We start from the raw sequence: 23,816 nt of genomic DNA, 5'->3' as shown, positions 1-23,816 counted from the left end.
TACGTACGGGATACCGATCTTCGAGGCAAGGACGTCCGGGGCGCGTGGTGGCCATGTGGCTCTGTCGCGCGCGATCGCTGCCGGTACTGTTCGGCGAATGAGCTCGCTTAATCTCGACGACTTCACCGATCTGATCGAGCGCCCCGACGGTGGTGTGCGCCGTGACGCCGAGGCGCGGCGTGAACGTCAGATCGTGCCGCCCGGGTCGCTGGGCCGACTCGACGAACTGGGTGAGTGGCTGGCGGCGGCGCAGTCCTCCGTGCCGGTGCGGCCGGTCGAACGGCCGCGGGTGGTGGTCTTCGCGGGCGACCACGGGGTCGCCGAACTCGGCGTGTCCGCACGGCCCGTGGGCACCGCCGACCAGTTGGTGCGGTCCCTGCTGGAGGGCGGCAGCCCGGCGGCCGTACTGGCCCGGCGGCTCGGGGTGCCGGTGCGGATCGTGGACATGGCCCTGGACTGCGAGCCGGACTCGCTGCCCGACGAGGTCGTGAAGCATCGCGTACGGCGGGGCAGCGGGCGGATCGACATCGAGGACGCGCTGACCCTGGAGGAGGCGACGGCCGCGTTCGAGGCGGGTGTCGCCGTCGCGAACGAGGAGGCCGACTCCGGTACGGATCTGGTGGTCCTCGGCGATGTGAGCGTCGGCGGTACGACCCCGGCCTGCGTCCTGATCGCCGCGCTGTGCGGCACCGACGCGTCCGTGGTCACCGGGCGCGGCGGGCTCGCGATCGACGACCTGGCGTGGATGCGCAAGTGCGCGGCGATCCGGGACGCGCTGCGCCGGGCCCGGCCCGTGCTGGGCGACCAGTTGCAGCTGCTCGCGACGGTGGGCGGGGCCGACCTCGCCGCGATGACCGGGTTCCTGCTGCAGAGTGCCGTACGGAAGCTGCCGGTGATCCTGGACGGAGTGGTGGCCGCCGCGTGCGCGCTGGTGGGGCAGCGGGTCGCGTTCCGGGCGCCGGACTGGTGGCTGGCCGGGCAGAACAGCGGGGAGCCGGGGCAGGCGAAGGCGCTGGACCGGATGGCGCTTGAGCCGCTGCTCGACCAGGGGGTGACCGTCGGCGAGGGCGCGGGCGCGCTGCTCGCGCTGCCGCTGGTGCAGGCCGCGGCGGCACTCGCGGCCGAACTCCCGCTCAAGCCGGAGGAACCGGCGGAGCCCGAAGAGGCCGAGAAGCCCGAGGAGTGATCCGAGCGTGATCGTTGCGGCGACGGAAAAGAACCGTTCGCCGCAACAACACCCATATGATCCTCCTTCATGGGAGATGTCCGGGTCGGGCCCGTTCAGGAACGTCACAGCACAGGCGCCTCGCGGCGGGCCGCGGCCTTCGCCGTCTGGTATCTGCGTGCCGTCGCGTTCATCAACTTCCTCAGCGCGGCGTGGGTTTCGCTGGGGCAGGACGTACGACGGCACAACCAGGAGAACTTCTTCACGCCGTATCTGCTGACGGCCGGTTTCGCGTCCGGGGTGTTCACGGCGTTCCTCGCCATCACCATGCGGCGCCGCAAACGCGCCGCATGGATCCTGAACCTGGTGGTCAGCGGGCTGTTCCTGGTGCTGTTCGGGTTCGCGATGTCGTTCCAGGAGATCCGCCAGTACGCGCAGAACTGGATCTCCCTGGGCCTGACCGCCGCGTTCGTCGCCGCACTGCTGGTGGGCCGCCGGGAGTTCTACGCGAAGGGCGACCGGTCCAACCCCCGGCTCGCCGCCGTCGTCGCCGTCGGCGGCACCCTGGCCGCCTCGCTGCTGGCCGCGCTGCTGGTGACGGTCACCAACCAGGCGCACGACGCGTCCCGTTCGACGTTCCTGGAGCGCTGGCACTACGGCTCGTTCCGGCTCGTGTCCATCGCCGCCCCGGAGAACCGCTTCCCGGGCATCTGGACCCCGAACTGGGTCAATGTCGCCATCAACGTGCTCAGCACCGTCCTGGTCCTCGCGGTCTTCTACGCCGCGTTCCGCTCCCGGCGCGCCGTCGACCCGCTCACCGAGGACGACGAGAAGAAGCTGCGGGCGCTCCTCGAACGGCAGGGCGAGCGGGACTCGCTCGGGTACTTCGCGCTGCGCAGGGAGAAGAGCGTGGTGTGGTCGCCGACCGGCAAGGCCGCCGTCGCCTACCGGGTCGTCGGCGGGGTGTCGCTGGCCTCCGGCGACCCGATCGGCGACCCCGAGGCGTGGCCCGGCGCGATCGAGCCCTGGCTCGCGGAAGCCCGCGTTCACGGATGGATTCCGGCCGTCATGGGCGCGAGCGAGGAGGCCGGCACCGTCTACGCGCGGCACGGGCTCGACGCCCTCGAACTCGGTGACGAAGCCCTCGTCGAGGTAGCCGACTTCACCCTTGAGGGCCGCGCCATGCGGACCGTACGGCAGGCCTACAACCGGGTGAAGCGCGCCGGGTACACGGTCCGCATCCGCCGCCACGAGGACATCCCGGCCGAGGAGATGGCGTACCTGCTGAAGCGGGCCGACGACTGGCGGGACGGGGCCACCGAGCGCGGCTTCAGCATGGCGCTCGGACGGCTCGGCGACCCGGACGACGGGCGGTGCGTGATGCTCGAATGCACGGACGGGGACGGCGAGTTGAGAGCGGTGCTGTCCTTCGTGCCGTGGGGCCCGCACGGGCTGTCGCTCGACCTGATGCGCCGGGACCGGGACTCCGACAACGGACTCATGGAGTTCATGGTGATCGAACTCCTGCGCCGCGCCCAGGAAATCGGAATCACCCAGGTGTCGCTCAACTTCGCCATGTTCCGCTCGGTCTTTGAACGTGGGGCGCGGATCGGCGCCGGACCGGTGCTGCGGCTGTGGAGATCACTCCTCAGCTTCTTCTCCCGGTGGTGGCAGATCGAGTCGCTGTACCGCGCCAACGCCAAGTACCGGCCCATCTGGGAACCCCGGTTCCTGCTCTTCGAGAAGAGCGCGGACCTCCTGCGCATCGGCCTCGCGTCGGCGCGCGCGGAAGGGTTCCTGGAGGCACCGGGCCTGCCGAAGTGGCTGCACCGCAAGCACCTGGAGACGCACAGATGAACCGCCTCGCCCGCTGGGCCCGCGCCGAATGGGGACTGCTCTACGTCACCGTGCGCGAGCCACTGCTGAAGCAGCGATGGCGGGCGATCCCGATGACGATCGGGGCGGTACTGCTGACGGCGGCACTGCAGTTCGTGCAGAACCAGTCCTGGGGCTACCAGTTCGTGCAGGACGCGGGCGCGGTCCGGGCCGAGGACCCGCTGTGGCTGGCCCTCCTCCGCACCCCGCTCTCCCTCTTCGTCCCGGCCCTCGACCTCCCCGTGTGGGGCGCCCTGGCCCAGATCCTGTTCGTCTTCGGCATCGCGGAGATGTGCATCGGCCGCTGGCGCACGCTGGTCATCGCCTACGCCGCGACCCTCGCCGGCACGCTGTACGCACGGCTGGGCATCTGGCTCGGCTTCGACAACCCGTTCGGACTGCCCGGCTCGGACCGCCTGGTCGTGGACACCGGTCCGTCCGCGGCCGTGGTCGGCCTCGCGGTCTTCGTCGCGTGGCGCTACGGCGCGTACGCCACGGCACTCGCGGTGACCGGCGCGATGGCCATCGAGGTCATGCTGAAGGGCAACCTCGCGGGCAAGGAACACCTGGCGGCGATCATCGCGGTGGGTCTGCTGTGCCTGGCTTCGGCGCTACGGCACCGGCGGGTGCGGGTGCGACAGTCGCGGCGGGGAGACCGTCACTGCCGGCCGGGGACGCGCGCCGGCACCGGGTCCGGCTTCCCCCCGATCCAGTCCTGGAAGGCCCGGCGCGGGCCCGCCCAGCGGCGGTCGTGGTGGTAGGCGCGGAGGGTCGAACGGGCCCGGGCCCGATGGCGGCGCTTGCGGTAGAAGCGCTTGGCCCAGGGGGAACCCGGGCGGGCCAGCCGGATCGCGCCGACTAGGGCGACCAGCGGGACCAGGACGCCGAAGACCGCCGTACGGGCCTTGCCCTTGCTCAGGGCGATGAGGGAGAAGAGGAAGTTCACCGCGACGGTGACGACGACACCGGCGCGGTCGTGGAGTTCGGCGGCGGTGAGGTCGTTGACGCCGAAGGGCGAGAACCCGGCGAGGACGAACCCGACCAGGGCCGCCGTCAGCACCACCGCCTCGACGCTCTTGCGGCCCGCCTCGGTCCAGTACACGTCGTCGAGGTAGAGGATCAGCGCGAACTCGTCCAGGACCAGGCCCGCACCGATGCCGAAGACGATCGCGAACAGGGCCGATCCGACGCCGTAGCGCGTGCTGGCCACCGCGCCGAAGCCACCGAGCACGGAGAGGACCACGCCCGGGACGACGTGGTGGATGTGCACGTCACCCGCCTTGATGTTGCCGAAGGGGCCCTTGCCCGCGCGGATCAGCCGGGTGATGACACGGGTGATGACGAACGTCAGGACGAAGGCGGTGAGCGCGAGGAGCAGGGGTAGTTTGCCCGGCTCGACGATGTTGCGGTGCAGCCAATGTCCCATATGCGCACTTTAACGATGACCGCCGGGACCGCCCTCCCGACCGCCGGGTAACCTGCGCCGGTGTCCAAGACCCCGCCCCTCGACGGCCTCCGCTTCGCGTTCGGCACGCTGACCGTTCTCCCGGTCAGGGTGACTCGCTGGGACCGGGAGGCCGCGCGCGCCGGAATGATGGCGGCGCCGGTTGTGGGGGTGGTCGTCGGCGGGTGTGCGGCCGGGCTCGGGCTGTTGCTGCTGTTCCTCGGCGCGGGCGCGCTGCTTGCGGCTGTCGCCACGGTCGCCGTACCCGCCGTTCTCACCCGCGGGCTCCATCTCGACGGGCTCGCGGACACCGCCGACGGGCTCGGCAGCGGGAAGCCCGCGGAGGACGCGCTGCGGATCATGAAGCAGTCGGACATCGGGCCGTTCGGGGTGCTCAGCCTCGTCTTCGTCCTGCTGGCTCAGGTGGCTGTGCTGGCGCAGCTCTACGACGACTCTCGGGCGCGGGGGGCGGCTGCGGCGATCGTGTCCGCGGTCGCCTCGCGGCTCGCGTTGACCTGGGCCGCCCGTGCGGGGGTGCCTGCGGCTCGGCCGGAGGGGCTGGGGGCTGCGGTCGCGGGGGTGGTGCCGGTTCGCTGGGCGCTGGGGCTGGTGCTGGGGGTTGTGGTCGTGGGGTGGGCGTGCGGGGTGGGTCTCGGGACGGAGGGGATCGCGCCCGCGGTTGTTGTGGCGCTGGTCGCCGCCGAGGTTCTTCTGCGGCACTGTCGGCGGCGGTTCGGTGGGGTTACCGGGGACGTGTTCGGGGGGCTTGCGGAGACTGCGGCTACGGCTGCGCTTGTGGTGCTTTCGGTGGGTGGGTGAGTGCGGGTGGGTGGGGGCTGGGCGCGCCCGCGCGGCGGAGCCGCAAATCGATACAGCCCCGCACCCCTTGGTGGGCTGCCCTCAGGTGTGTTTGACAGGACCGGAGTTGCTCAACAAGCCTTGCGCCAGGCTCCCAGTTCGTACTTCTTCTGCAGTGAACTCAGCTTCAGGCGGCGGGAGTTCGCGCAGAACTTGGACGTCGGGAGTTCGTACTCGACGTGGAAGACCGCCTTGTTCGCCTTGATGAAGGGCTTCAGGGTGTCGCATTCGCCGTACTGGGCGCACTGTTCGTTGACCGCGAAGTCGAAGTCGCCCACCAGGGCGGGGATTTGGTCGAGGTCGTTCTTGAGGCCGACCGCCATGCCTCGGTCGTGGGTCAGCTTCGCGATCAGGCGGTTGTAGCGGAGTTGGTCGGCCGCCTTCAGGGGGAAGCCGGTGTCGTTGCGGTAGCCGTCCATGTTGTCGGGTTCCACCGCGTCGAAGCCCTTCTCGCGGCACATGTCGAGGCGGGTCGCCATGAGGGGTTCGAGGATGTCGGTGCGGCGGATGTCGAGCCAGCGTTCGCCCTTCCAGCCGTTGCCCTTGCCCAGCACCGACTTGGGGAACTTCTTCGCGTCGGGGCGGAAGTCCTCCCAGGCGCCGGTGGAGAGGTAGCAGATGACCTTGCGGCCCTTGTCGTGCAGCGCGGTCACCGTGGCCCTGGACCGGTCGAAGCCGTCGATGTCGTAGACCGGGACGTCGACGGAGGTGTCCAGGCGTCCGCTGAGCTGCCACTGCCAGGCCACGCCCGGGCGGGGCTGCCAGCGTTTCCCCGCCTCCGGCTTGTCGTCGGGGGTGGCGGCGCAGCCCGCGAGGAGCAGGAGGGGGAGGAGCAGGGGGAACAGCGCGGTGGGGCGTCTCACGGGGCGGGCTCCAAGGTGTGGGGCGGGGACCCCGAGGATGGTCTCCCATGTCCGGTACCGCGCCGCGCACCGAGGCCCCCGTGCGAACGCTCCGTCGCGCACACGCGCGTAGGCTCCGTTCTGGGCCGTCACCAGCCCCCTGTGTCCACCGCCGCCGCAGGTCGGAAATAGGGTCGGTTGCCGGGCCCGGTCGACCCACCCCGTTCGACCGCGGAAACTTCACATCGGAAGCGAGAATTCACCACTGTGACTGCTCTCACTCTCAGCACCGCCGCGGCGCCCGGCCTGCGGGCCGACGCGATCGTGATCGGTGTCGGCAAGGGCGGCAAGGGCCCGGTCGTCGCACCGGGCGCCGACGCCGTGGACAAGGCGTACGACGGCAAACTCGCCGGCGTCCTGGAGACCCTGGGCGCCTCCGGTGCCGAAGGCGAGATCACGAAGCTGCCCGCCCCGGCCGGCTTCAAGGCGCCGCTCGTGCTCGCGGTGGGCCTCGGCGCCGAGCCCAAGGACGGCGACGCGTACGACGCCGAGGCGCTGCGCCGGGCCGCCGGTGTCGCGGCCCGTGCCCTGACCGGTGCCAAGAAGGCCGCCTTCGCGCTGCCCCTCACCGACGCGGCCGACGCCGGCGCGATCGCCGAGGGCGCGCTGCTCGGCGCGTACTCCTTCGACGCGTACAAGGACAACGGCAAGGACGCGAAGGGCAAGGGCCCGCTCGGCGAGGTCGCCCTGCTCGGCGGCAAGCCGCGCGACAAGGAGTACAAGGCGGCCGTAGAGCGTGCTCTGGCGGTCACCGAGGAGCTGAACCGCGCCCGCGACCTGATCAACACCCCGCCGAACGACCTCGACCCCGAGGCCTTCGCCGCCGTCGCGCAGACCGCGGCCAAGGAGCACGGCATCAAGGTCGAGGTGCTCGACGAGAAGGCCCTCGAAGAGGGCGGCTACGGCGGCATCCTCGGCGTCGGCGCCGGTTCCGCGGCCGGTCCGCGGCTGGTGAAGCTGTCGTACACGCACGCCGGGGCGAGCAAGCACCTCGCGTTCGTCGGCAAGGGCATCACCTACGACTCGGGCGGCATCTCGCTCAAGCCGGCCGGGCACAACGAGACGATGAAGTGCGACATGAGCGGTGCGGCGGCGGTCTTCGCCGCCGTGGTCGCCGCCGCGCGGCTGGGACTTGAGGTCAATGTCACCGGCTGGCTGGCGCTCGCCGAGAACATGCCGTCCGGTTCCGCGACCCGTCCCGGTGACGTGCTGCGCATGTACAGCGGCAAGACCGTCGAGGTCCTCAACACGGACGCGGAGGGCCGGCTGGTCCTCGCGGACGCGCTGTGGGCGGCGTCGGCGGAGAAGCCGGACGCGATCGTGGACGTGGCGACGCTGACCGGGGCGATGGTGCTGGCTCTCGGGAGCCGGACCTTCGGGGTCATGGCGAACGACGATGCCTTCCGTGCGGCGATCGTCGACGCGGCGGAGGAGGTCGGCGAGCCGTCGTGGCCGATGCCGCTGCCGGAGCACCTGCGCAAGGGGATGGACTCCCCCACCGCCGACATCGCGAACATGGGTGAGCGGATGGGTGGCGGGCTGGTCGCGGGGCTGTTCCTGCGGGAGTTCGTGGGTGAGGGGATCGCCTGGGCGCATCTCGACATCGCGGGGCCGGCGTTCAACGAGGGCGGGCCGTTCGGTTATACGCCCAAGGGTGGGACGGGGTCCGCTGTGCGGACGTTGGTGCGGCTTGCGGAGCTGACCGCTGCGGGGGATCTGGGCTGACGTTTCTCGCCCAGTAGCTCGACGCCTCGGGTGCGTGGGCGGCTGCGGGCCGGCTGTGGCCGGTCGCGCAGTTCCCCGCGCCCCTAGGGAGTCGCACCCAGGTGTCTCACCAATTCAACGTCTCTCATGTGAGCGTGTGGCGTCTCACACCCAGGCCCGGCGTCTCGTTGGGCCTCGACAAGTGCGAAGATGGGGCTCGGCAGGACAGGGCCCCCACCACAGGGCCGAAGAAAGAGCGGCCGGACACCAGCCGCCGCCCGGTCACTGACGACCGGCGTACGGCGCACATGCATGGAGGACGTGACGTGGCGAACGACGCCAGCACCGTTTTCGACCTAGTGATCCTCGGCGGTGGCAGTGGCGGTTACGCCGCGGCGCTGCGCGGGGCCCAGCTGGGACTGGACGTCGCCCTGATCGAGAAGGACAAGGTCGGCGGCACCTGCCTGCACCGGGGATGCATCCCCACCAAGGCTCTGCTCCACGCGGGCGAGATCGCCGACCAGGCCCGCGAGAGCGAGCAGTTCGGCGTCAAGGCCACCTTCGAGGGCATCGACGTACCGGCCGTCCACAAGTACAAGGACGGCGTCGTCTCCGGCCTGTACAAGGGTCTGCAGGGTCTGATCGCGTCCCGCAAGGTGCACTACATCGAGGGTGAGGGCAGGCTCTCCTCCCCCACCTCCGTCGATGTGAACGGCCAGCGCATCCAGGGCCGCCACGTCCTGCTGGCGACCGGCTCCGTGCCGAAGTCGCTGCCGGGCCTGGAGATCGACGGCAACCGGATCATCTCCTCGGACCACGCCCTCGTCCTGGACCGCGTGCCGCAGTCCGCGATCATCCTGGGCGGCGGTGTCATCGGCGTGGAGTTCGCCTCCGCGTGGAAGTCCTTCGGCGCCGACGTGACGATCATCGAGGGCCTCAAGCACCTCGCCCCCCTTGAGGACGAGAACTCCTCCAAGCTTCTTGAGCGCGCGTTCCGCAAGCGCGGCATCAAGTTCAACCTGGGCACCTTCTTCTCGAAGGCCGAGTACACCGAGAGCGGTGTCAAGGTCACCCTCGCCGACGGCAAGGAGTTCGAGGCCGAGCTGCTGCTCGTCGCCGTCGGCCGCGGGCCCGTCTCCGCCGGTCTCGGCTACGAGGAGCAGGGCGTCGCGATGGACCGCGGCTACGTCCTGGTCGACGAATACATGCGGACGAACGTGCCGACCATCTCCGCCGTCGGCGACCTGGTCCCCACCCTCCAGCTCGCGCACGTCGGCTTCGCCGAGGGCATCCTGGTGGCGGAGCGTCTCGCCGGTCTGAAGGCCGTCCCGATCGACTACGACGGTGTCCCCCGGGTGACCTACTGCCACCCCGAGGTCGCCTCCGTGGGCATCACCGAGGCCAAGGCCAAGGAGATCTACGGCGCGGACAAGGTCGTCGCTCTGAAGTACAACCTCGCGGGCAACGGCAAGAGCAAGATCCTCAACACCTCGGGCGAGATCAAGCTCGTCCAGGTGAAGGACGGTGCCGTGGTCGGCGTCCACATGGTCGGCGACCGCATGGGCGAGCAGGTCGGTGAAGCCCAGCTGATCTACAACTGGGAGGCGCTGCCCGCCGAGGTCGCGCAGCTCATCCACGCCCACCCGACGCAGAACGAGGCGCTCGGCGAGGCCCACCTGGCGCTGGCCGGCAAGCCTCTCCACTCCCACGACTGACCCCTCGGTCGGACGACGACACAGACTTCCGCAATTCGTAAGGAGCAACCGAAACCATGGCGGTTTCCGTAACCCTTCCGGCGCTCGGTGAAAGCGTCACCGAGGGCACTGTCACCCGCTGGCTGAAGGCCGAGGGCGAGCGCGTCGAGGCCGACGAGCCGCTGCTGGAGGTGTCGACCGACAAGGTCGACACCGAGATCCCCTCGCCCGTCGCCGGTGTCCTGGCCTCCATCAAGGTGGCCGAGGACGAGACCGTCGAGGTCGGCGCCGAGCTGGCCGTGATCGACGACGGCACCGGCGCGCCCGCCGCTGCCCCGGCCCCGGCCGCCGAGCCCGTGGCGGCTCCGGCCCCCGCCGCTCCGGCTCCGGTCGCCGAGGCCCCCGCGGCTCCGGCGCCCGCCCCGGCCGCGCCCGCCCCCGCTGCCGCCGCTCCGGCGGCCGGCGCCTCCGGTACCGACGTCGTGCTGCCCGCACTGGGCGAGTCGGTCACCGAGGGCACCGTCACCCGCTGGCTGAAGCAGGTCGGCGAGGAGGTCGCGGAGGACGAGCCCCTCCTTGAGGTCTCCACCGACAAGGTCGACACCGAGATCCCCTCGCCGGTCGCCGGCGTGCTGCTGGAGATCCTGGTCGGCGAGGACGAGACCGCCGAGGTCGGCGCCAAGCTCGCCGTCGTCGGCGCCGCGGGTGCCGCTCCGGCGGCTGCCCCGGCTCCGGCCGCTCCGGCCCCGGCTCCGGTGGCTGCCGCTCCGGCGCCCGCCCCCGTCGCGCCCCCGGTCCCGACCCCGGCTCCGGCGCCCGCCCCGGTCGCCGCCGCTCCGGTCGCCGCACCGGCTCCGGTCGCCCCCGCCGCCCCGGCCCCCGCGCCGGTCGCCGCTCCGGCCCCGGCCGCTCCGGCGCCCGCCGCCGCGCAGGCCACGGACGACGGCGCCTACGTCACCCCGCTGGTGCGCAAGCTCGCCGCCGAGAACGGCGTCGACCTGTCCACCGTCAAGGGCACCGGCGTCGGCGGCCGTATCCGCAAGCAGGACGTCCTCGCCGCCGCCGAGGCCGCGAAGGCGGCGGCTGCGGCTCCGGCTCCCGTCGCGGCCGCGGCCGCCCCGGCCGCCGTCGCCGCGAAGAAGACGCCGACCCTGGAGGCCTCACCTCTCCGTGGCCAGACCGTGAAGATGCCCCGCATCCGCAAGGTCATCGGCGACAACATGGTCAAGGCGCTGCACGAGCAGGCGCAGCTGTCCTCGGTCGTCGAGGTCGACGTCACGCGCCTGATGCGCCTGCGCGGCCAGGCGAAGGACTCCTTCGCGGCCCGTGAGGGCGTCAAGCTCTCCCCGATGCCGTTCTTCGTGAAGGCGGCGGCCCAGGCGCTGAAGGCCCACCCGGCCATCAACGCCCGGATCAACGTCGAAGAGGGCACGATCACCTACTTCGACACCGAGAGCGTCGGTATCGCGGTGGACTCCGAGAAGGGCCTGATGACCCCGGTCATCAAGCACGCGGGCGACCTGAACATCGCCGGTATCGCCAAGGCCACCGCCGAGCTGGCGGGCAAGGTCCGGGCGAACAAGATCACCCCGGACGAGCTGTCCGGCGCGACCTTCACCATCTCCAACACCGGTTCGCGCGGCGCGCTCTTCGACACGATCATCGTGCCCCCGAACCAGGTCGCGATCCTCGGCATCGGCGCCACGGTCAAGCGCCCCGCCGTCATCGAGACGGAGGAGGGCACGGTCATCGGCGTCCGCGACATGACGTACCTGACCCTCTCCTACGACCACCGTCTGGTGGACGGCGCCGACGCGGCCCGTTACCTGACGGCCGTCAAGGCGATCCTGGAAGCGGGCGAGTTCGAGGTCGAGCTCGGCCTGTAGCCCGGCCACCTGGCCTGTTTGTACCGTGCCCCCGTCCGGAACTCTCCGGGCGGGGGCACCGTGCGTTTCCCCCACGCGGTCTCGGCACTCCGCCCCGCGTCCGGGCGTACGATCCCGTCGGGTGCCGGGCGCCGACGACGCCGCCACACCCCCGCCGCGTGCGAACGCGCCCGCCGACACCCGGTCACCCCGTGGTCAGTGCCTCCGAGCCCACCCGCGCGAGCACCCGCGGTCCGCGCCGGCCCCGTACGAGTCTTTGCGCGGGACACCGCCCGGGGCGGCGTGTAAGTCTCGTCTCACCTGCATGAAAGCGCCCCCGTGCGCCCCTCCCGAGCGGGCGTGCGGCCTTATTGTCTAAACGTCAAACGCCCTTAAGGAGCTCTCATGACCGCGCCCGTCGTCCACTCGCTGCGCGAACAGATCCGCGAGCACATCGTGGAGGGGATCGTCAGCGGGCGCTGGAAGCCGGGCGAGCGGATCGTGGAGCGTCGGATCGCGACCGAGCTGGAGGTCAGCCAGACGCCGGTGCGGGAGGCGTTGCGCGAGCTGGAGTCGCTGCGGCTGATCGAGTCGGCGCCGAACAAGGGCGTACGGGTCCGGAATCTGACGGCGGCCGACCTGGAGGAGAGCTACCCGGTGCGGGCCGGCCTTGAGGCGATCGCGGCGGAGCTGGCGGCCGAGAAGCTGGCCGAGGACTGCTCGGCGCTCGAACCGCATGTCGCCGCGCTGTACGAGGCGGACCGCGCGGCGGACGGGACGGGCCAGGTGCGGCACACGGTCGGTTTCCACCGGGAGCTGGTGCGGGCGGCCGGCAACTCGGTGCTGCTGCACACCTGGGAGGGCCTCGGCATCGAGGTGTTCACGGCGCTGTCGATCCGTTGGCTGGGGACGGTGCAGCAGTCGTACGCGGAGGAGCACGAGGAGTTGGTGGCCGCGTTCCGGCGCCGGGATCCGCGGATCGCGGAGCTGGTGAAGGCACACGTTCTGGGCTGCGCCCCGCGCCCTTGAAGCGAAGAGGTTCGCAGCCGAGCGCAGCCATGCTCACCTGCGGAAACTCCCCGAAAAACGGCGGAAAACACGGCACCGCGTGCCCCCGCAAAAGGCACGCCGTGCCTACTTTCTCGTAATCAAGATATTTTGCCCGGGAACCTTTGATCGATCATCGATCAGGGAGTTACAGTCACCGACGGGCCCGCGGCGGAAGCCGCAAAGTGTCACAGCACAAGGGCCCGCCGCCCTGTCCTGCCAAAGACCAAGGGCACCCCCGAAAAACCCTTGCCGACGAGGGAACCCCCCTTCGACTGAGGAAGGCGGCGTCATGACCGACCCCTACGCCATCCAGCCGAGCGAGCTCGACCAGCTCCCGGACCGCGACCCCGAGGAGACCGCCGAATGGCAGGCCTCCCTGGACGCCGTCGCGAAGGCTGCCGGCCCGCACCGTGCCGCGTATCTGATGCGCCGCACGCTGGAGCGCGCGGAGGGCAACGGCATCGCGCTGCCCAAGCTGCTTGAGACGGACTACGTCAACACCATCCCGACCGCCGCCGAACCGGCCGCGCCCGGCGACGAGGCGCTGGAGCGCCGGATCACCGCGTGGAACCGCTGGAACGCGGCGGCCATGGTGACCCGGGGCGCGAAACACGGCGTCGGCGGCCACATCGCCACCTTCGCCTCGGCGGCCTGGCTGTACGAGACCGGCTTCAACCACTTCTTCAAGGGCAAGGAGGCGGACGGCTCCGGCGACCAGCTCTACATCCAGGGCCACGCCTCCCCCGGCATCTACGCCCGCGCCTTCCTCGACGGCCGCCTCACCGAGGCGCACCTCGACAACTTCCGCCAGGAGGCGGGCGGCAACGGCCTCCCGTCGTACCCGCACCCGCGTCGGCTGCCCTGGCTCTGGGAGTTCCCGACGGTGTCGATGGGCCTCGGCCCGCTTTCCGCGATCTACCAGGCGCGCTTCAACCGCTACCTCACCGCGCGCGGCATCAAGGACGTCTCCCAGTCCCACGTGTGGGCGTTCCTCGGCGACGGCGAGATGGACGAGCCCGAGTCGACGGCGGCCCTCGCACTGGCGAGCCGCGAGGGTCTCGACAACCTGACCTTCGTCATCAACTGCAACCTCCAGCGCCTCGACGGCCCGGTCCGCGCGAACTTCAAGATCGTGCAGGAGCTGGAGGCCCAGTTCCGGGGCGCCGGCTGGAACGTCGTCAAGTCCCTGTGGGGCAACGCCTGGGACGAGCTGTTCCGGCTCGACACCACGGGCGCGCTCGTACGCCGGCTGCGCGAGGTACCCGACGCCCAGGTGCAGACGTACCAGACCCGCGACGCGGCCTACATCCGCGAGGACTTCTTCGGCAAGGACCCGGCGCTCGTCGAGCTGGCGAAGCTGCTCAGCGACGACAAGATCCTGGAGTGTTTCCACCTCTCGCGCGGTGGTCACGAGTCGCGCAAGGTGTACGCGGCCTACAAGGCGGCCCTGGACCACAAGGGCGGCCCGACCGTCATCCTGGCCCAGACCGTCAAGGGCCACACGCTCGGCGAGGGCTTCGCGTCGAAGAACGCCAACCACCAGATGAAGAAGCTGTCGACGGACGAGTTCAAGCAGATGCGTGACCTGCTCGAACTCCCCATCTCCGACGCCCAGTTCATCGACGGTGTCGTCCCCTACGGCCACCCCGGCGCCGACTCCCCCGAGGTCCGCTACCTCCAGGAGCGCCGCGCGGCCCTCGGCGGTCCGGCCCCGGCCCGCCGTACGCACGCGATCGCTCCGCTGCCCTCCGCTTCGGAGAAGGCGTTCGCGTCCTTCGACAAGGGCTCGGGCACGCAGAACGTGGCGACGACGATGGCCTTCGTACGTCTCGTCAAGGACCTGGTCCGCGACAAGGAGACGGGCAAGCGCTGGGTGCCGATCGTCCCCGACGAGGCGCGCACGTTCGGCATGGAGAGCCTGTTCCCCTCGCTGGGGATCTACTCCCCGAAGGGCCAGACGTACGAGCCCGTCGACCGCGACCAGCTCATGTACTACAAGGAAGCCAAGAACGGCCAGATCCTCAACGAGGGGATCACCGAGGCCGGTTCGATGGCGGACTTCATCGCCGCGTCGACGTCGTACGCGACGCACGGCGAAGCGATGATCCCCTTCTACATCTTCTACTCGATGTTCGGCTGGCAGCGCACGGCCGACCAGATGTGGCAGCTCGGCGACCAGCTCGGCCGCGGCTTCCTGGTCGGTGCGACGGCGGGCCGTACGACGCTGACGGGCGAGGGTCTGCAGCACGCGGACGGCCACTCGCCGGTGATCGCGGCGACGAACCCGGCGGCGCTGTCGTACGACCCGGCGTTCGCGTACGAGGTCGCGGCGATCGTGAAGGACGGCATCCGCCGGATGTACGGCGAGACGGCCCAGGGTGAGGACCCGAACGTCTTCTACTACCTCACCGTCTACAACGAGCCGATCCCGCAGCCCGCGAAGCCCTCCGGGCTGGGCATCGACGAGGGCATCGTCAAGGGGCTGTACCGCTTCAACACGGCCGAGTCCGCGGGACTTTCGCCCGCTGCCAACGCGGCGCGGATCCAGCTTCTCGGTTCCGGTACGGCGATCCACTGGGCGCTGAAGGCGCAGCAGCTGCTCGCCGAGGACTGGGGTGTCGCGGCCGACGTCTGGTCGGCGACCTCCTGGACCGAGCTGCGGCGGGACGCGCTGGAGGCGGACGCGGCGCTGCTGCGGGGCGAGGAGCGGGTGCCGTATGTGCGGCAGGCGCTGCACGGTGCGGAGGGGCCGGTGCTCGCGGTCTCCGACTACATGCGGCAGGTTCCCGACCAGATCGCGCAGTGGGTCGAGCAGGACTACTCCTCGCTGGGCGCGGACGGATTCGGTCTGTCGGACACGCGGGACGCGGCTCGCCGGTACTTCGGCGTCGACGCGGAGTCGATCGTCGTGGCGGCGCTGGCGCAGTTGGCGCGGCGCGGGGAAGTGAAGGCGACGGCGGTGAAGGAAGCGCGGGAGCGGTACGGGCTGTAGGAGTTTTTCGCCCCCGCCGCCCCTACCCGTCCCATCCTTCTGGGGCTCCGCCCCAGACCCCGCTCCTCAAACGCCGGAGGGGCTGACTTTCAGCCCGTCCGGCGTTTGAGGACGAGGCCGTTCAGGCCGAAGCGGGGGTCTGGGGGCGCAGCCCCCAGGGACGGGACGGGTAGGGGCGCGGGGGCGATATCCCTCATCATGAACCCATGCGCGCTGCCCGCCTCATCAAAATGGTGCTGCTGCTCCAGTCCCGCCCCTCCATGACCGCCGCCGAGCTGGCCCGGGAGCTGGAGGTGTCCGAGCGGACGGTGACGCGCGACGCGCAGGCGCTGTCCGAGGCGGGTGTGCCGGTGTACGCGGAGCGGGGGCGGGCCGGTGGGTACCGGCTGATCGGCGGGTACCGGACGCGGCTCACCGGGCTGGCCCGGGGCGAGGCCGAGGCGCTCTTCCTGAGCGGTGTGCCCGGCGCGTTGCGCGAGATGGGGCTGGAGGACGCCGCGTCGGCCGCCCGGCTGAAGGTGTCCGCGGCCCTGCTCCCGTCCCTGTCGGACGCCTCCCGGGCGGCGGCCCAACGGTTCCATCTGGACGCGCCGAGCTGGTTCACGGACCCGAAGACCCCCGAACTGCTGCCCGCCGTGGCGGACGCGGTGTGGGACGACCGGCGGGTGGTGGCGCGGTATCGGCGCGGCGACTCCGACGTCGAGCGGGAGCTGGAGCCGTACGGGCTCGTGCTCAAGGCGGGCGTCTGGTACCTGTGCGCCCGGGTGGCGGACCACGATTCCTTCCGGGTGTACCGGATCGACCGTTTCACGGCGGTCGACCCGGCACCGTCCGACGAACGCTTCGCACGGCGGGAGGACTTCGACCTCCCGGCGTTCTGGGAGGACCGGGCGGAGCAGTTCGCGCGGTCGATCCTGCGGGCGGAGGTGGTGGTGCGGGTCTCCCCCGACGGCGCGCGAAGACTGCCGTACGCCGTCGATCCCTCCGCCGCGAGGGAGGCGCTGGAGCTCGCGGGCGTACCGGACGACGGCGGGGACCGGTGGGTGACGGTGACCCTCCCGGTGGAGTCCGAGGAGGTGGCCCACGGTCAGCTCGCGGGGCTGGGTCCTGAGGTGGAGGTGCTGGCTCCGGCGAGCCTGCGGGCGCGGTTCGTGAGCGACGCGGGGCGGCTGGGTGCGCTGTACGGGACATGACCACGCGGGACGCGGCCCTGCCGACGCCGCCGTACCGCCCATAACGATCTGCCCCTCTCCAGGTGACAATCCGCCGTACTCCACGTGCGCACCACCCGTCCAGGACCGATGCTTGACCCGTGATGGACGAGACGGAGTTCTGGGAGCTGGTGGACGCCACCCGCGAGGCCGCCGAGGGCGACCCCGAGGAGCAGGCCGACCTGCTGGTGGACCGGCTGCTGCTGCTGGACCCGGAGCTGGTGCTGGACTTCGCCCGTCATTTCGAGGCCCGTTACAACCGCGCCTACACCTGGGACCTGTGGGGTGCCGCGTGGGTGCTGCTGGACGGGGCGAGCGACGACGCGTTCGACTTCTTCCGGTGCTGGCTGATCGGCCAGGGCCGTGAGGTGTACGAGGGTGCCGTGCACGACGCCGACTCGCTGGCCGACCTCATCGACGACTTCGACGACGAGATCGACGGGGACGGGGAGGAGCTGGGGTACGCGGCCGACGAGGCGTACGAGCAGCTCACCGGTACCGTCGCCCCCGACCTGGGGATCCCGCCGGCGCCTGCGGAGCCGCTCGGGGCGCCGCTCGACCTGGAGAACGACGCGGTGCTGGCGGAACGGTTCCCGAAGCTGCGGGAGAGGTTCCGGCAGGAGTGAGCACGAGTGGACGGGGTACGGCGATGGTGCCCCGTCCGCCGTCCGACCGGATCCCAGTGAGGTCATCGTGGCTCGAATACCGTACCCGGAGCGTTCCGCCGAAGCCCTCGACAAGCTCCCCACTCCGCTGAACGCGTTCCGCATGTTCTCCCACGCGCCCGAACTGACGGGCCCCGCCATCGAGTTGGGACTGGGCGTGCTGGGTTCGTCGTTGCCGGTGCGGCTGCGTGAGCTGGTGGTGATGGCGGTGGCGGCACGCACGGACTGCGCCTACGGGATCGTCCAGCACCGCCCGATCGCGGAGCACGCGGGGCTCACGGTCGACCAGTTGGCGGCGGTCGTCGAACTCCGGCCCGAGGACGGCGAGTTCGACGCGGTCGAGTCGACACTGCTGACGGCGACGGAGGAACTCCTGACCCAACACACCCTCACGGACGCCACGTTGGGCACCCTGCGGGAGCATCTGACCGACCGTCAGGTGGTCGAACTGATCACGACGGTCGGTTACTACACGATGCTGGCCGGTCTCCTGAACGGCCTTGGCGTGGACATCGATCCGGTGGGCGAACAGTACGTGGGGCTGGGCAGGCACCCGGAAGACTGAGTCCGGACCCGCGCACCTCCGAGCGGACAGGAGCCGGCGGCCGAGTGGGATCAAGGGCGGGGAAGGGTAGTCGCTCCTGATGTGAACCCCGACGACCTGACGTACTGCGCGATCCACCCGACAGTCGGAGTCGCGCGCCTCGGGAACGCGCCCGACGACTTCTTCGTAGGGCCTGAGGCACCCGGAGTTCCGGTGCGTCCGGAGGGCGGCTTCAAGGATGCCGACAGGCGGGTCAAACGACAGGCCGCGCGCTTCCGATTATTCGGATACGACAAGGACCACACCCTGCTGGGCGAGGTGACCGCGCACGAGGCGACCGTGCGGTGGACGGTCGAACTCGCCAACGGAAAAGCGGCCAGGTTCAAGTTCCACGGCCGCTTCCATCAGTCGGAGGCACCCGAGAACCGGCGCAACCCCACGATCGGAGCAGCCGATCCGCGGCAGCGGGCGGCGCTGGTGATCAGCCCCGGCCCGCGCAGTGTGGAGGGCACGAACGCCGAGGGCGGCGACGCGAGGTTCGACACCGGTACGTTCCTGGGCACCCCCGTCCCGCTCGGCGAACTCCGCACGGACGAGGCGGGACGCCTGCTCGTGCTGGGCGGCTTCGGACACTCGGCGTGCCCACAGGGTCGGGGCACCGCGCCGCGTCCGTGACCACTGGCGGCTCACGCTGGGCGGCGAGGCGGTTCGCGCGCGCTACCTCATCGACGCCACAGGGTCCGGAGCGGCTGTCGCCCGCCGCCTGGGCGCGGCCGGCAGCCGCGACGACCGTCGGATCGCGCTCGCCGCACGGCTGCCGCCGGGAGACTCACCACGGCGCTCGTCACGGACGTCGCTCGTCGAGTCCGCCGCGCTCGGCTGGTGGTACACGGCACCGCTGCCGGACGGAACATCGGTCGTCATGCTGATGACCGACGCCGATCTCGTCGCCGAACACGCCCTGCGGCGTCCGGAGAACTGGTGGGACGGGCTCATGGCGACCACCCACGCCCGCACCCGCGTGACCCACGACGGCGGCCCGGCCACGGTCCGACTCCGGGTCGCGAGCGCCGTCACCTCCCGCGTCCACCCCTCGGCCGGGCCCGGTTGGGCGGCGGTCGGCGACGCCGCCACCGCGGCGGACCCGATCGCGGGCCGGGGCATCCTCACGGCGCTCGCCACCGGTGTCACCGCGGCGGAGGCCGTCGCAGCGGATGCCGCCGGAGACCGGGGAGCGCTCGGCCGGTACGCGGAACGGGTGCGGGCGATCCACACCGAATACCTCCGCGCACGCATGCTGTGCTACCGGGCCGAGGACCGCTGGGACACTCGCTTCTGGTCCCGTCGCCGCAGCCGTTCGCGCGACCGGTGACACGAGGTCAGGCGGCGGTCCGGCGCCGTGAGGTGTCCGTCGGGATGTAGGCCTGGTTCTGGTCGGCCCGCACCGCGTGGTGCATCGGGGCCGCGTTGGCCTGGTCGAGCGCGGAGGCCGTGACGGCGGCCGGGCCGAGGATGACGGTAGCGACGGCGCAGACAACGGCCCACGGCCCGCGGGCGGACTTGGCCCAACCGGCCGACTTCTCCGTGGTGTTGGAGTGACTGCTGTTCATGTTCCCCACCTCCCTGTCAGTGCGTGTTCATGACGATAGGGAGCTTGCTTCGGTGGACCCGGTGAGTTGCCTGCGAGAAACCTGTGAGCGCGGCGCCGCCAAGTGTTGGCGCAGTTCACAGACTTGAGGTCTTGACCCGTGCCGTGATGCCCGGCTTACGGTGGCCGCCGCCGAACAGGAGCGTCGTGCCCATGACCAGCCCGTACGTGAAGGGGATCACCCGCGAGGAACACCTCGCCCATCTGCGGCTGCACCCCGATGCGAGCCATCTGCAGATCCCCGAGTGGGCCGACGTGAAGCCCGACTGGACGGCGGAGAGCGTCGGTTGGTTCGAAGGGGACGCGCTGGTCGCCGCGGCCCTCGTGCTGTACCGGGCGTTCCCCGGCACCGGACGCTCCCTCGCCTACCTCCCCGACGGCCCCGCGATCGACTGGCGGAGCCAGCGCCTCGAACGCTGGCTGGACCCGCTCCTCGCGTACCTGGAGAAGGGGGGCGCCTTCTCGGTCCGCATCGGCCCGCCCCTCGTGGTCCGGCACTGGGACGCGGCCACCGTCGCGGCGGGCGTGGCCGACCCCGCCGTACGGCATCTGCGGGACCTGCCGACGGACGGGATCGACGGCTACGCGCTGGACGCGGCGGACCGTCTCGAACGGCTCGGCTGGCGACGCTGCAAGGAGAACGAGAACAGCGGATTCGGGGTCGGACAGCCCCGCTACGGCTGCCGAATTCCCTTGACCGGACGGTCGGTCGACGAACTGCGCCGCGGCCTCGCCCCGCACTGGCTGCAGTCCCTGCAGACCGCCGAGGGGGGCGGTGTCGGGGTCTTCTGGGGCTCGGCCGACGACCTGCCGGCCTTCCACCGCCTGTACCGTGCCACCGCCGAACGGGACGGCTTCAAGGCCCGCCCCCTGGACTACTTCCGGCGCATGTGGCAGGCGCTCAACGCCGAGGAGTCCGACCGGATGCGGATCTATCTCGCCGAGTACGACGACGAGGTCCTGTCCTCCGCCCTCATGATCGGCGTGGGCCCCCGCGTCTGGCACTCCTACCCCGCGTCCGGCCGCCGGGGCCGCGAACTCCGCCCCAGCAGCATCCTGTTGTGGCGCATGCTCTGCGAGGCCCTGGACTCGGGCGCCGACACCTACGACCTCCGCTCCATCACCCCGTCCCTGGTGGCCGAGGACCGCCTGGTGGGCCGCCTCCTCTTCAAAACCGGCGCGGGCGGCCAGGCAGTGGAGTACCTGGGCGAATGGGAACGCCCGGTGGGCACCCAGGGGAAGATGCTGCAGCGGGCGTTGGGGGTGTATCTCGGGCGGAGATGAAACCGTGCGGCGCCTTCCGCCGGTCACACCTCGCGGGCGTCCCGCTGGTGGAGTTCCTTCAGCACGCCGGACACGGTGGCGAAGTCGTTGTCGACATGGAGGACGGTGTGCCCGTGGTGAACCGCCGTGGCGCAGACAACCAGGTCGATCACCCCGGCCGCGCGATGCCGCCCCTGTTGCGTGAGCTTGTACTGGGCGGTGTCCACCCAGCGCCAAGCGTTCTTGGGCACCGGCGAGAGAGGGCAGAGGGTGTCCAACTCATCGGCCAGATCGTCCCGATGAGCCGGGCCGGTGGCCGAGAAGAGGAACTCGGCACGCGTGGGCTCGCAGATGTGGAACATCCCGGCGGCGATGTGGCTCTCCCACGACCGCAGCGCTCCCGGTGTGCGGGACAGATGCCACAGCGCCGACGTGTCCAGCAGATACGTGATCACTCGAAGGCGGCCCGCCGCGCGCGCTTCACCGCGTCGTACGCGGCCGAAGCCTGCTCGAACTCGCCGCGCGCTCCCCGTTCGGCCAGTCGCTCGGCGGCCTCAAGGCGTCTGATCCGTGCCACATAGTCCCGCAGGGCCGCGTTGACCGTTTCCTTCTTCGTCGTGGTGCCCATGAGCCGCATGGCTTCGGCGAGCGCCTCGTCATCGAGGTCGATCTGGGTCACGGTCACGGCACCCACCTCATCCATATTGGTGATGTACATGACTACGGTACATCACCAACATGCCTGCCCTGGAGGCTCGCCGCCCGCTCCCTGATGGCCGGGAGGCGGGACAGGAGTGCCGCCCCCGGACAACTCGTCATGTACCCGTCCTTGTGCCCCGCGAGAGCGGGAAGGACCGCGGTCGTACCAGACCGGTACCGACTGAGGCTGTTGCTCGACACCAGCCGCGCCTTGCCGCGCGGGTCGACATCCGCGAGCCCCAACTTCCACGCCGTCAGCGCAGCAATCGCATCCGTCATGGCCTTCGGCACCACCATCCCGGAGGTGAACGTCCCGATCGCCGCGATCCCCGCCGTACGGTGGTTGAACCCCTGCGTGTGCGCCCCGGTGACCGCCCGCTCGACACCCCCCGCCCGCCCCTCGTAGATCGTGCCGCACCGGTCGACGAGGAAGTTGTAGCCGATGTCGTCCCAGTCCCGGACACCGGTCTGCCCGGCGTACAGGTACCGGATGATGCGGGGCGCGTCCGCGCAGTCGTACCCGTTCGGCGAATCCGTGTGGTGGACGAAGACGGCGACGACCTTGTCGTCGTAGCGCGGCGGCGGCTGCGCGTGCCGGGAGAGCGCGTCGAGCCAGGCGGAGCGGGGCACGATGCGCGGCTGGGGCGCGGTGTGCCGGAGCGCGGCGGGGCGGGCCGCGACGGGGGCGTGCACGGCGGCCGTGGCACGGCGGCCGATGCCGTTGGCGCACAGCGCCAGCACGAGGACGGCGGCGAGACCGGGGAGGCAGGCCAGCAGCACGAGCGCGGGACGGGGTACGCGGGGTATCCGCACCCGTCGCCGGCGTCGTCGCGCACCCGGCGTTCTTCTCAGAACACGCATGATCACACTCTCGGCCGGAAACGCTCCGCCCGCGATGTGTGCTGTGCCACCCGGTGGAACCATCGTCCTGGTCCGGCACGTTTCTGGGGGTACACGCACGCGTGGTGGCTTCCCGTGGGCCACGCGCGCGTGACTGATCAGTGGGCCCGTTCCTCGCGTACTAAGGGTTCCGAGAGAAAGGCGGCTCCGTGGACCTGCTCGACCTGCTGTTGTTGCTGGTGATCCTCGCCTACGCGGCGTCCGGGTACCGGCGCGGCCTCGTCGCCGGATGTGTGTCGCTCGCCGGGTTCGTGGGCGGTGCGGTGGTCGGTGTGTGGGTGCTGCCGTGGGTGATGGACCTGGTGACACCGGGGACGACGGCGGCGACGGTGACCGCCGTGCTCACCGTGCTGGTCCCGGCGGTGGTGGGGCACGAACTGGCGGGGCGGCTGGCGCTGAAGCTGCGCAAGGAGCTGGACCGGGGACCGCTGCGGGTGGCCGACGGGATCGGCGGAGCGGCGGCGAACTCGGTGGCGGTGATGATCGTGGCGTGGGTGGCGGCGAGCGTCCTGGGCGCGTCCTCGTCCGCGCTGGTCACGACGGCGATCCGGGACTCGACGCTGCTCGGCAGCGTGCAGAAGCTGATGCCGGACACGACACCCGCGTGGTTCTCGCGGGCCACCTCCGCGCTCACGGAGGCGGGCTTCCCGCAGGTCTTCAACCCGTTCGAGAACGAGTCGACGGCCGAGGTCGCCAAGCCCACCGGCGACAGCGTCACGGCGGCGGCGACGAACGCGTCCAAGCGGAGCACGGTCAAGATCGAGGGTTCCTCGGGCACCCAGGGCCGCGAGGGCAGCGGCTTCGTGTACGCGCCGCAGCACGTGATGACCAACGCGCACGTGGTGGCGGGCATCGACGACCCGACCGTCCGCATCGGCGGGGTCGGGCGGTCGTACGAGGCACGGGTCGTCCTCTTCGACCCGAACAAGGACGTCGCCGTGCTGTACGTGCCGGGGCTGAAGGCACCTGTCCTGCGCTTCGACGACAGCGCCTCGCGCGGCGACTCGGCCGTGGTCGCGGGCTATCCGCAGGACGGTGACCTGAACCTCCAGGCGGCGACCGTCGCCAACCGGGTGAACGCGACCGGGCAGAACATCTACAACGACGGGACCGTCACCCGCGAGATCTACTCGATCCGCTCCACGGTCCGCCCCGGCAACTCCGGCGGCCCGCTCCTGACGACCGGCGGCAAGGTCTACGGCGTGGTCTTCGCCCGCTCCACCTCGGACGACGAGACGGGGTACGTGCTGACGGCCGACGAGGTCTCCGGGGACGCGCAGCGGGCCGCGACCGCGACGGCGGAGGTCGACACGGGCGACCTGGTCACGTCATGAACC

At 71.1% G+C, this 23,816-nt stretch carries 22 protein-coding genes; 16 read left to right on the top strand and 6 right to left on the bottom strand.

The window, feature by feature from the left end:
• The first annotated feature begins 97 nt into the window (after positions 1-97).
• From cobT to ACIBJH_RS12930, 3 genes are all read left to right on the top strand, one after another.
• Positions 98-1,186: a nicotinate-nucleotide--dimethylbenzimidazole phosphoribosyltransferase gene (gene cobT, locus ACIBJH_RS12940; protein ID WP_399116876.1), complete on the top strand. Its 1,089-nt coding sequence runs from the start codon at positions 98-100 to the stop codon at positions 1,184-1,186.
• 69 nt (positions 1,187-1,255) lie between these two features.
• Positions 1,256-3,022, top strand: coding sequence for a phosphatidylglycerol lysyltransferase domain-containing protein (locus tag ACIBJH_RS12935; RefSeq protein WP_399116875.1), 1,767 nt, complete (start codon positions 1,256-1,258; stop codon positions 3,020-3,022).
• Complete coding sequence (locus ACIBJH_RS12930; RefSeq protein WP_399116874.1) at positions 3,019-3,801, top strand: hypothetical protein; 783 nt, start codon at positions 3,019-3,021, stop codon at positions 3,799-3,801. The genes ACIBJH_RS12935 and ACIBJH_RS12930 overlap by 4 nt, the downstream gene beginning before the upstream one ends.
• Here ACIBJH_RS12930 and ACIBJH_RS12925 read toward each other — a convergent pair.
• Positions 3,699-4,466, bottom strand: a complete 768-nt coding sequence (locus ACIBJH_RS12925) for a hypothetical protein (protein WP_399116873.1) — start codon at positions 4,464-4,466, stop codon at positions 3,699-3,701. The two genes, ACIBJH_RS12930 and ACIBJH_RS12925, sit on opposite strands and share 103 nt — an antisense overlap.
• Positions 4,467-4,526: 60 nt before the next feature.
• Here ACIBJH_RS12925 and ACIBJH_RS12920 point away from each other — a divergent pair, with 60 nt between their 5' ends.
• Positions 4,527-5,303: an adenosylcobinamide-GDP ribazoletransferase gene (locus tag ACIBJH_RS12920; protein ID WP_399116872.1), complete on the top strand. Its 777-nt coding sequence runs from the start codon at positions 4,527-4,529 to the stop codon at positions 5,301-5,303.
• A gap of 110 nt (positions 5,304-5,413) precedes the next feature.
• Here the strand turns inward: ACIBJH_RS12920 and ACIBJH_RS12915 are convergent, their stop codons facing one another.
• The gene (locus tag ACIBJH_RS12915) at positions 5,414-6,205 is read right to left on the bottom strand and encodes an endo alpha-1,4 polygalactosaminidase (RefSeq protein WP_399116871.1); all 792 of its coding nucleotides are present in this window, start codon (positions 6,203-6,205) and stop codon (positions 5,414-5,416) included.
• A gap of 246 nt (positions 6,206-6,451) precedes the next feature.
• Between ACIBJH_RS12915 and ACIBJH_RS12910 the strand changes: the two genes are divergently transcribed.
• From ACIBJH_RS12910 to ACIBJH_RS12865, 10 genes are all read left to right on the top strand, one after another.
• Complete coding sequence (locus ACIBJH_RS12910; RefSeq protein ID WP_399116870.1) at positions 6,452-7,969, top strand: leucyl aminopeptidase; 1,518 nt, start codon at positions 6,452-6,454, stop codon at positions 7,967-7,969.
• A 305-nt stretch (positions 7,970-8,274) separates the two neighbouring features.
• Complete coding sequence (lpdA, locus tag ACIBJH_RS12905) at positions 8,275-9,663, top strand: dihydrolipoyl dehydrogenase (RefSeq protein ID WP_399116869.1); 1,389 nt, start codon at positions 8,275-8,277, stop codon at positions 9,661-9,663.
• A 56-nt stretch (positions 9,664-9,719) separates the two neighbouring features.
• A complete protein-coding gene (gene sucB / locus ACIBJH_RS12900) occupies positions 9,720-11,528 on the top strand; it encodes a 2-oxoglutarate dehydrogenase, E2 component, dihydrolipoamide succinyltransferase (protein WP_399116868.1) in 1,809 nt (602 codons plus the stop codon).
• A gap of 384 nt (positions 11,529-11,912) precedes the next feature.
• Positions 11,913-12,536 carry a GntR family transcriptional regulator gene (locus tag ACIBJH_RS12895; protein WP_019075869.1) on the top strand — a complete coding sequence of 208 codons (624 nt, stop codon included), beginning with the start codon at positions 11,913-11,915 and terminating at the stop codon, positions 12,534-12,536.
• A gap of 310 nt (positions 12,537-12,846) precedes the next feature.
• Positions 12,847-15,549, top strand: coding sequence for a pyruvate dehydrogenase (acetyl-transferring), homodimeric type (gene aceE, locus ACIBJH_RS12890; RefSeq protein WP_399116867.1), 2,703 nt, complete (start codon positions 12,847-12,849; stop codon positions 15,547-15,549).
• A gap of 206 nt (positions 15,550-15,755) precedes the next feature.
• Entirely contained in the window at positions 15,756-16,742 is a 987-nt protein-coding gene (locus ACIBJH_RS12885) for a helix-turn-helix transcriptional regulator (RefSeq protein WP_399116866.1), read from the top strand.
• Positions 16,743-16,864: 122 nt separating this feature from the next.
• On the top strand, positions 16,865-17,386 hold the full coding sequence (locus ACIBJH_RS12880; RefSeq protein ID WP_200687563.1) for a DUF4240 domain-containing protein: 522 nt from the start codon (positions 16,865-16,867) through the stop codon (positions 17,384-17,386).
• Positions 17,387-17,453: 67 nt separating this feature from the next.
• Positions 17,454-17,990, top strand: coding sequence for a carboxymuconolactone decarboxylase family protein (locus ACIBJH_RS12875; protein ID WP_399116865.1), 537 nt, complete (start codon positions 17,454-17,456; stop codon positions 17,988-17,990).
• Between the two features lie 81 nt (positions 17,991-18,071).
• Complete coding sequence (locus tag ACIBJH_RS12870) at positions 18,072-18,644, top strand: LodA/GoxA family CTQ-dependent oxidase (RefSeq protein ID WP_399116864.1); 573 nt, start codon at positions 18,072-18,074, stop codon at positions 18,642-18,644.
• A 16-nt stretch (positions 18,645-18,660) separates the two neighbouring features.
• A complete protein-coding gene (locus ACIBJH_RS12865; RefSeq protein WP_399116939.1) occupies positions 18,661-19,341 on the top strand; it encodes an NAD(P)/FAD-dependent oxidoreductase in 681 nt (226 codons plus the stop codon).
• Between the two features lie 7 nt (positions 19,342-19,348).
• On the opposite strand, the gene ACIBJH_RS12860 is transcribed toward ACIBJH_RS12865, so the two are convergent.
• Positions 19,349-19,579: a hypothetical protein gene (locus ACIBJH_RS12860; RefSeq protein WP_399116863.1), complete on the bottom strand. Its 231-nt coding sequence runs from the start codon at positions 19,577-19,579 to the stop codon at positions 19,349-19,351.
• Positions 19,580-19,770: 191 nt separating this feature from the next.
• Here ACIBJH_RS12860 and ACIBJH_RS12855 point away from each other — a divergent pair, with 191 nt between their 5' ends.
• Complete coding sequence (locus ACIBJH_RS12855) at positions 19,771-20,901, top strand: lipid II:glycine glycyltransferase FemX (RefSeq protein WP_399116862.1); 1,131 nt, start codon at positions 19,771-19,773, stop codon at positions 20,899-20,901.
• A gap of 23 nt (positions 20,902-20,924) precedes the next feature.
• Here the strand turns inward: ACIBJH_RS12855 and ACIBJH_RS12850 are convergent, their stop codons facing one another.
• Genes ACIBJH_RS12850 through ACIBJH_RS12840 form a run of 3 tightly spaced genes read right to left on the bottom strand, consistent with a single transcriptional unit; the run spans position 20,925 to position 22,359 of the window.
• The gene (locus ACIBJH_RS12850) at positions 20,925-21,335 is read right to left on the bottom strand and encodes a PIN domain nuclease (RefSeq protein ID WP_399116861.1); all 411 of its coding nucleotides are present in this window, start codon (positions 21,333-21,335) and stop codon (positions 20,925-20,927) included.
• On the bottom strand, positions 21,332-21,565 hold the full coding sequence (locus ACIBJH_RS12845; protein ID WP_399116860.1) for a type II toxin-antitoxin system VapB family antitoxin: 234 nt from the start codon (positions 21,563-21,565) through the stop codon (positions 21,332-21,334). The genes ACIBJH_RS12850 and ACIBJH_RS12845 overlap by 4 nt, the downstream gene beginning before the upstream one ends.
• Positions 21,566-21,600: 35 nt before the next feature.
• Complete coding sequence (locus ACIBJH_RS12840; protein ID WP_399116938.1) at positions 21,601-22,359, bottom strand: peptidoglycan recognition protein; 759 nt, start codon at positions 22,357-22,359, stop codon at positions 21,601-21,603.
• A gap of 269 nt (positions 22,360-22,628) precedes the next feature.
• Here ACIBJH_RS12840 and ACIBJH_RS12835 point away from each other — a divergent pair, with 269 nt between their 5' ends.
• Entirely contained in the window at positions 22,629-23,813 is a 1,185-nt protein-coding gene (locus ACIBJH_RS12835; RefSeq protein WP_200717279.1) for a MarP family serine protease, read from the top strand.
• Positions 23,814-23,816: the final 3 nt, after the last annotated feature.

Source organism: Streptomyces sp. NPDC050548, assembly GCF_044457385.1.
Classification (GTDB): domain Bacteria; phylum Actinomycetota; class Actinomycetes; order Streptomycetales; family Streptomycetaceae; genus Streptomyces.
The sequence above is the reverse complement of the archived record's forward strand: the minus strand, read 5'-3'. Positions and strand labels throughout refer to the sequence as shown.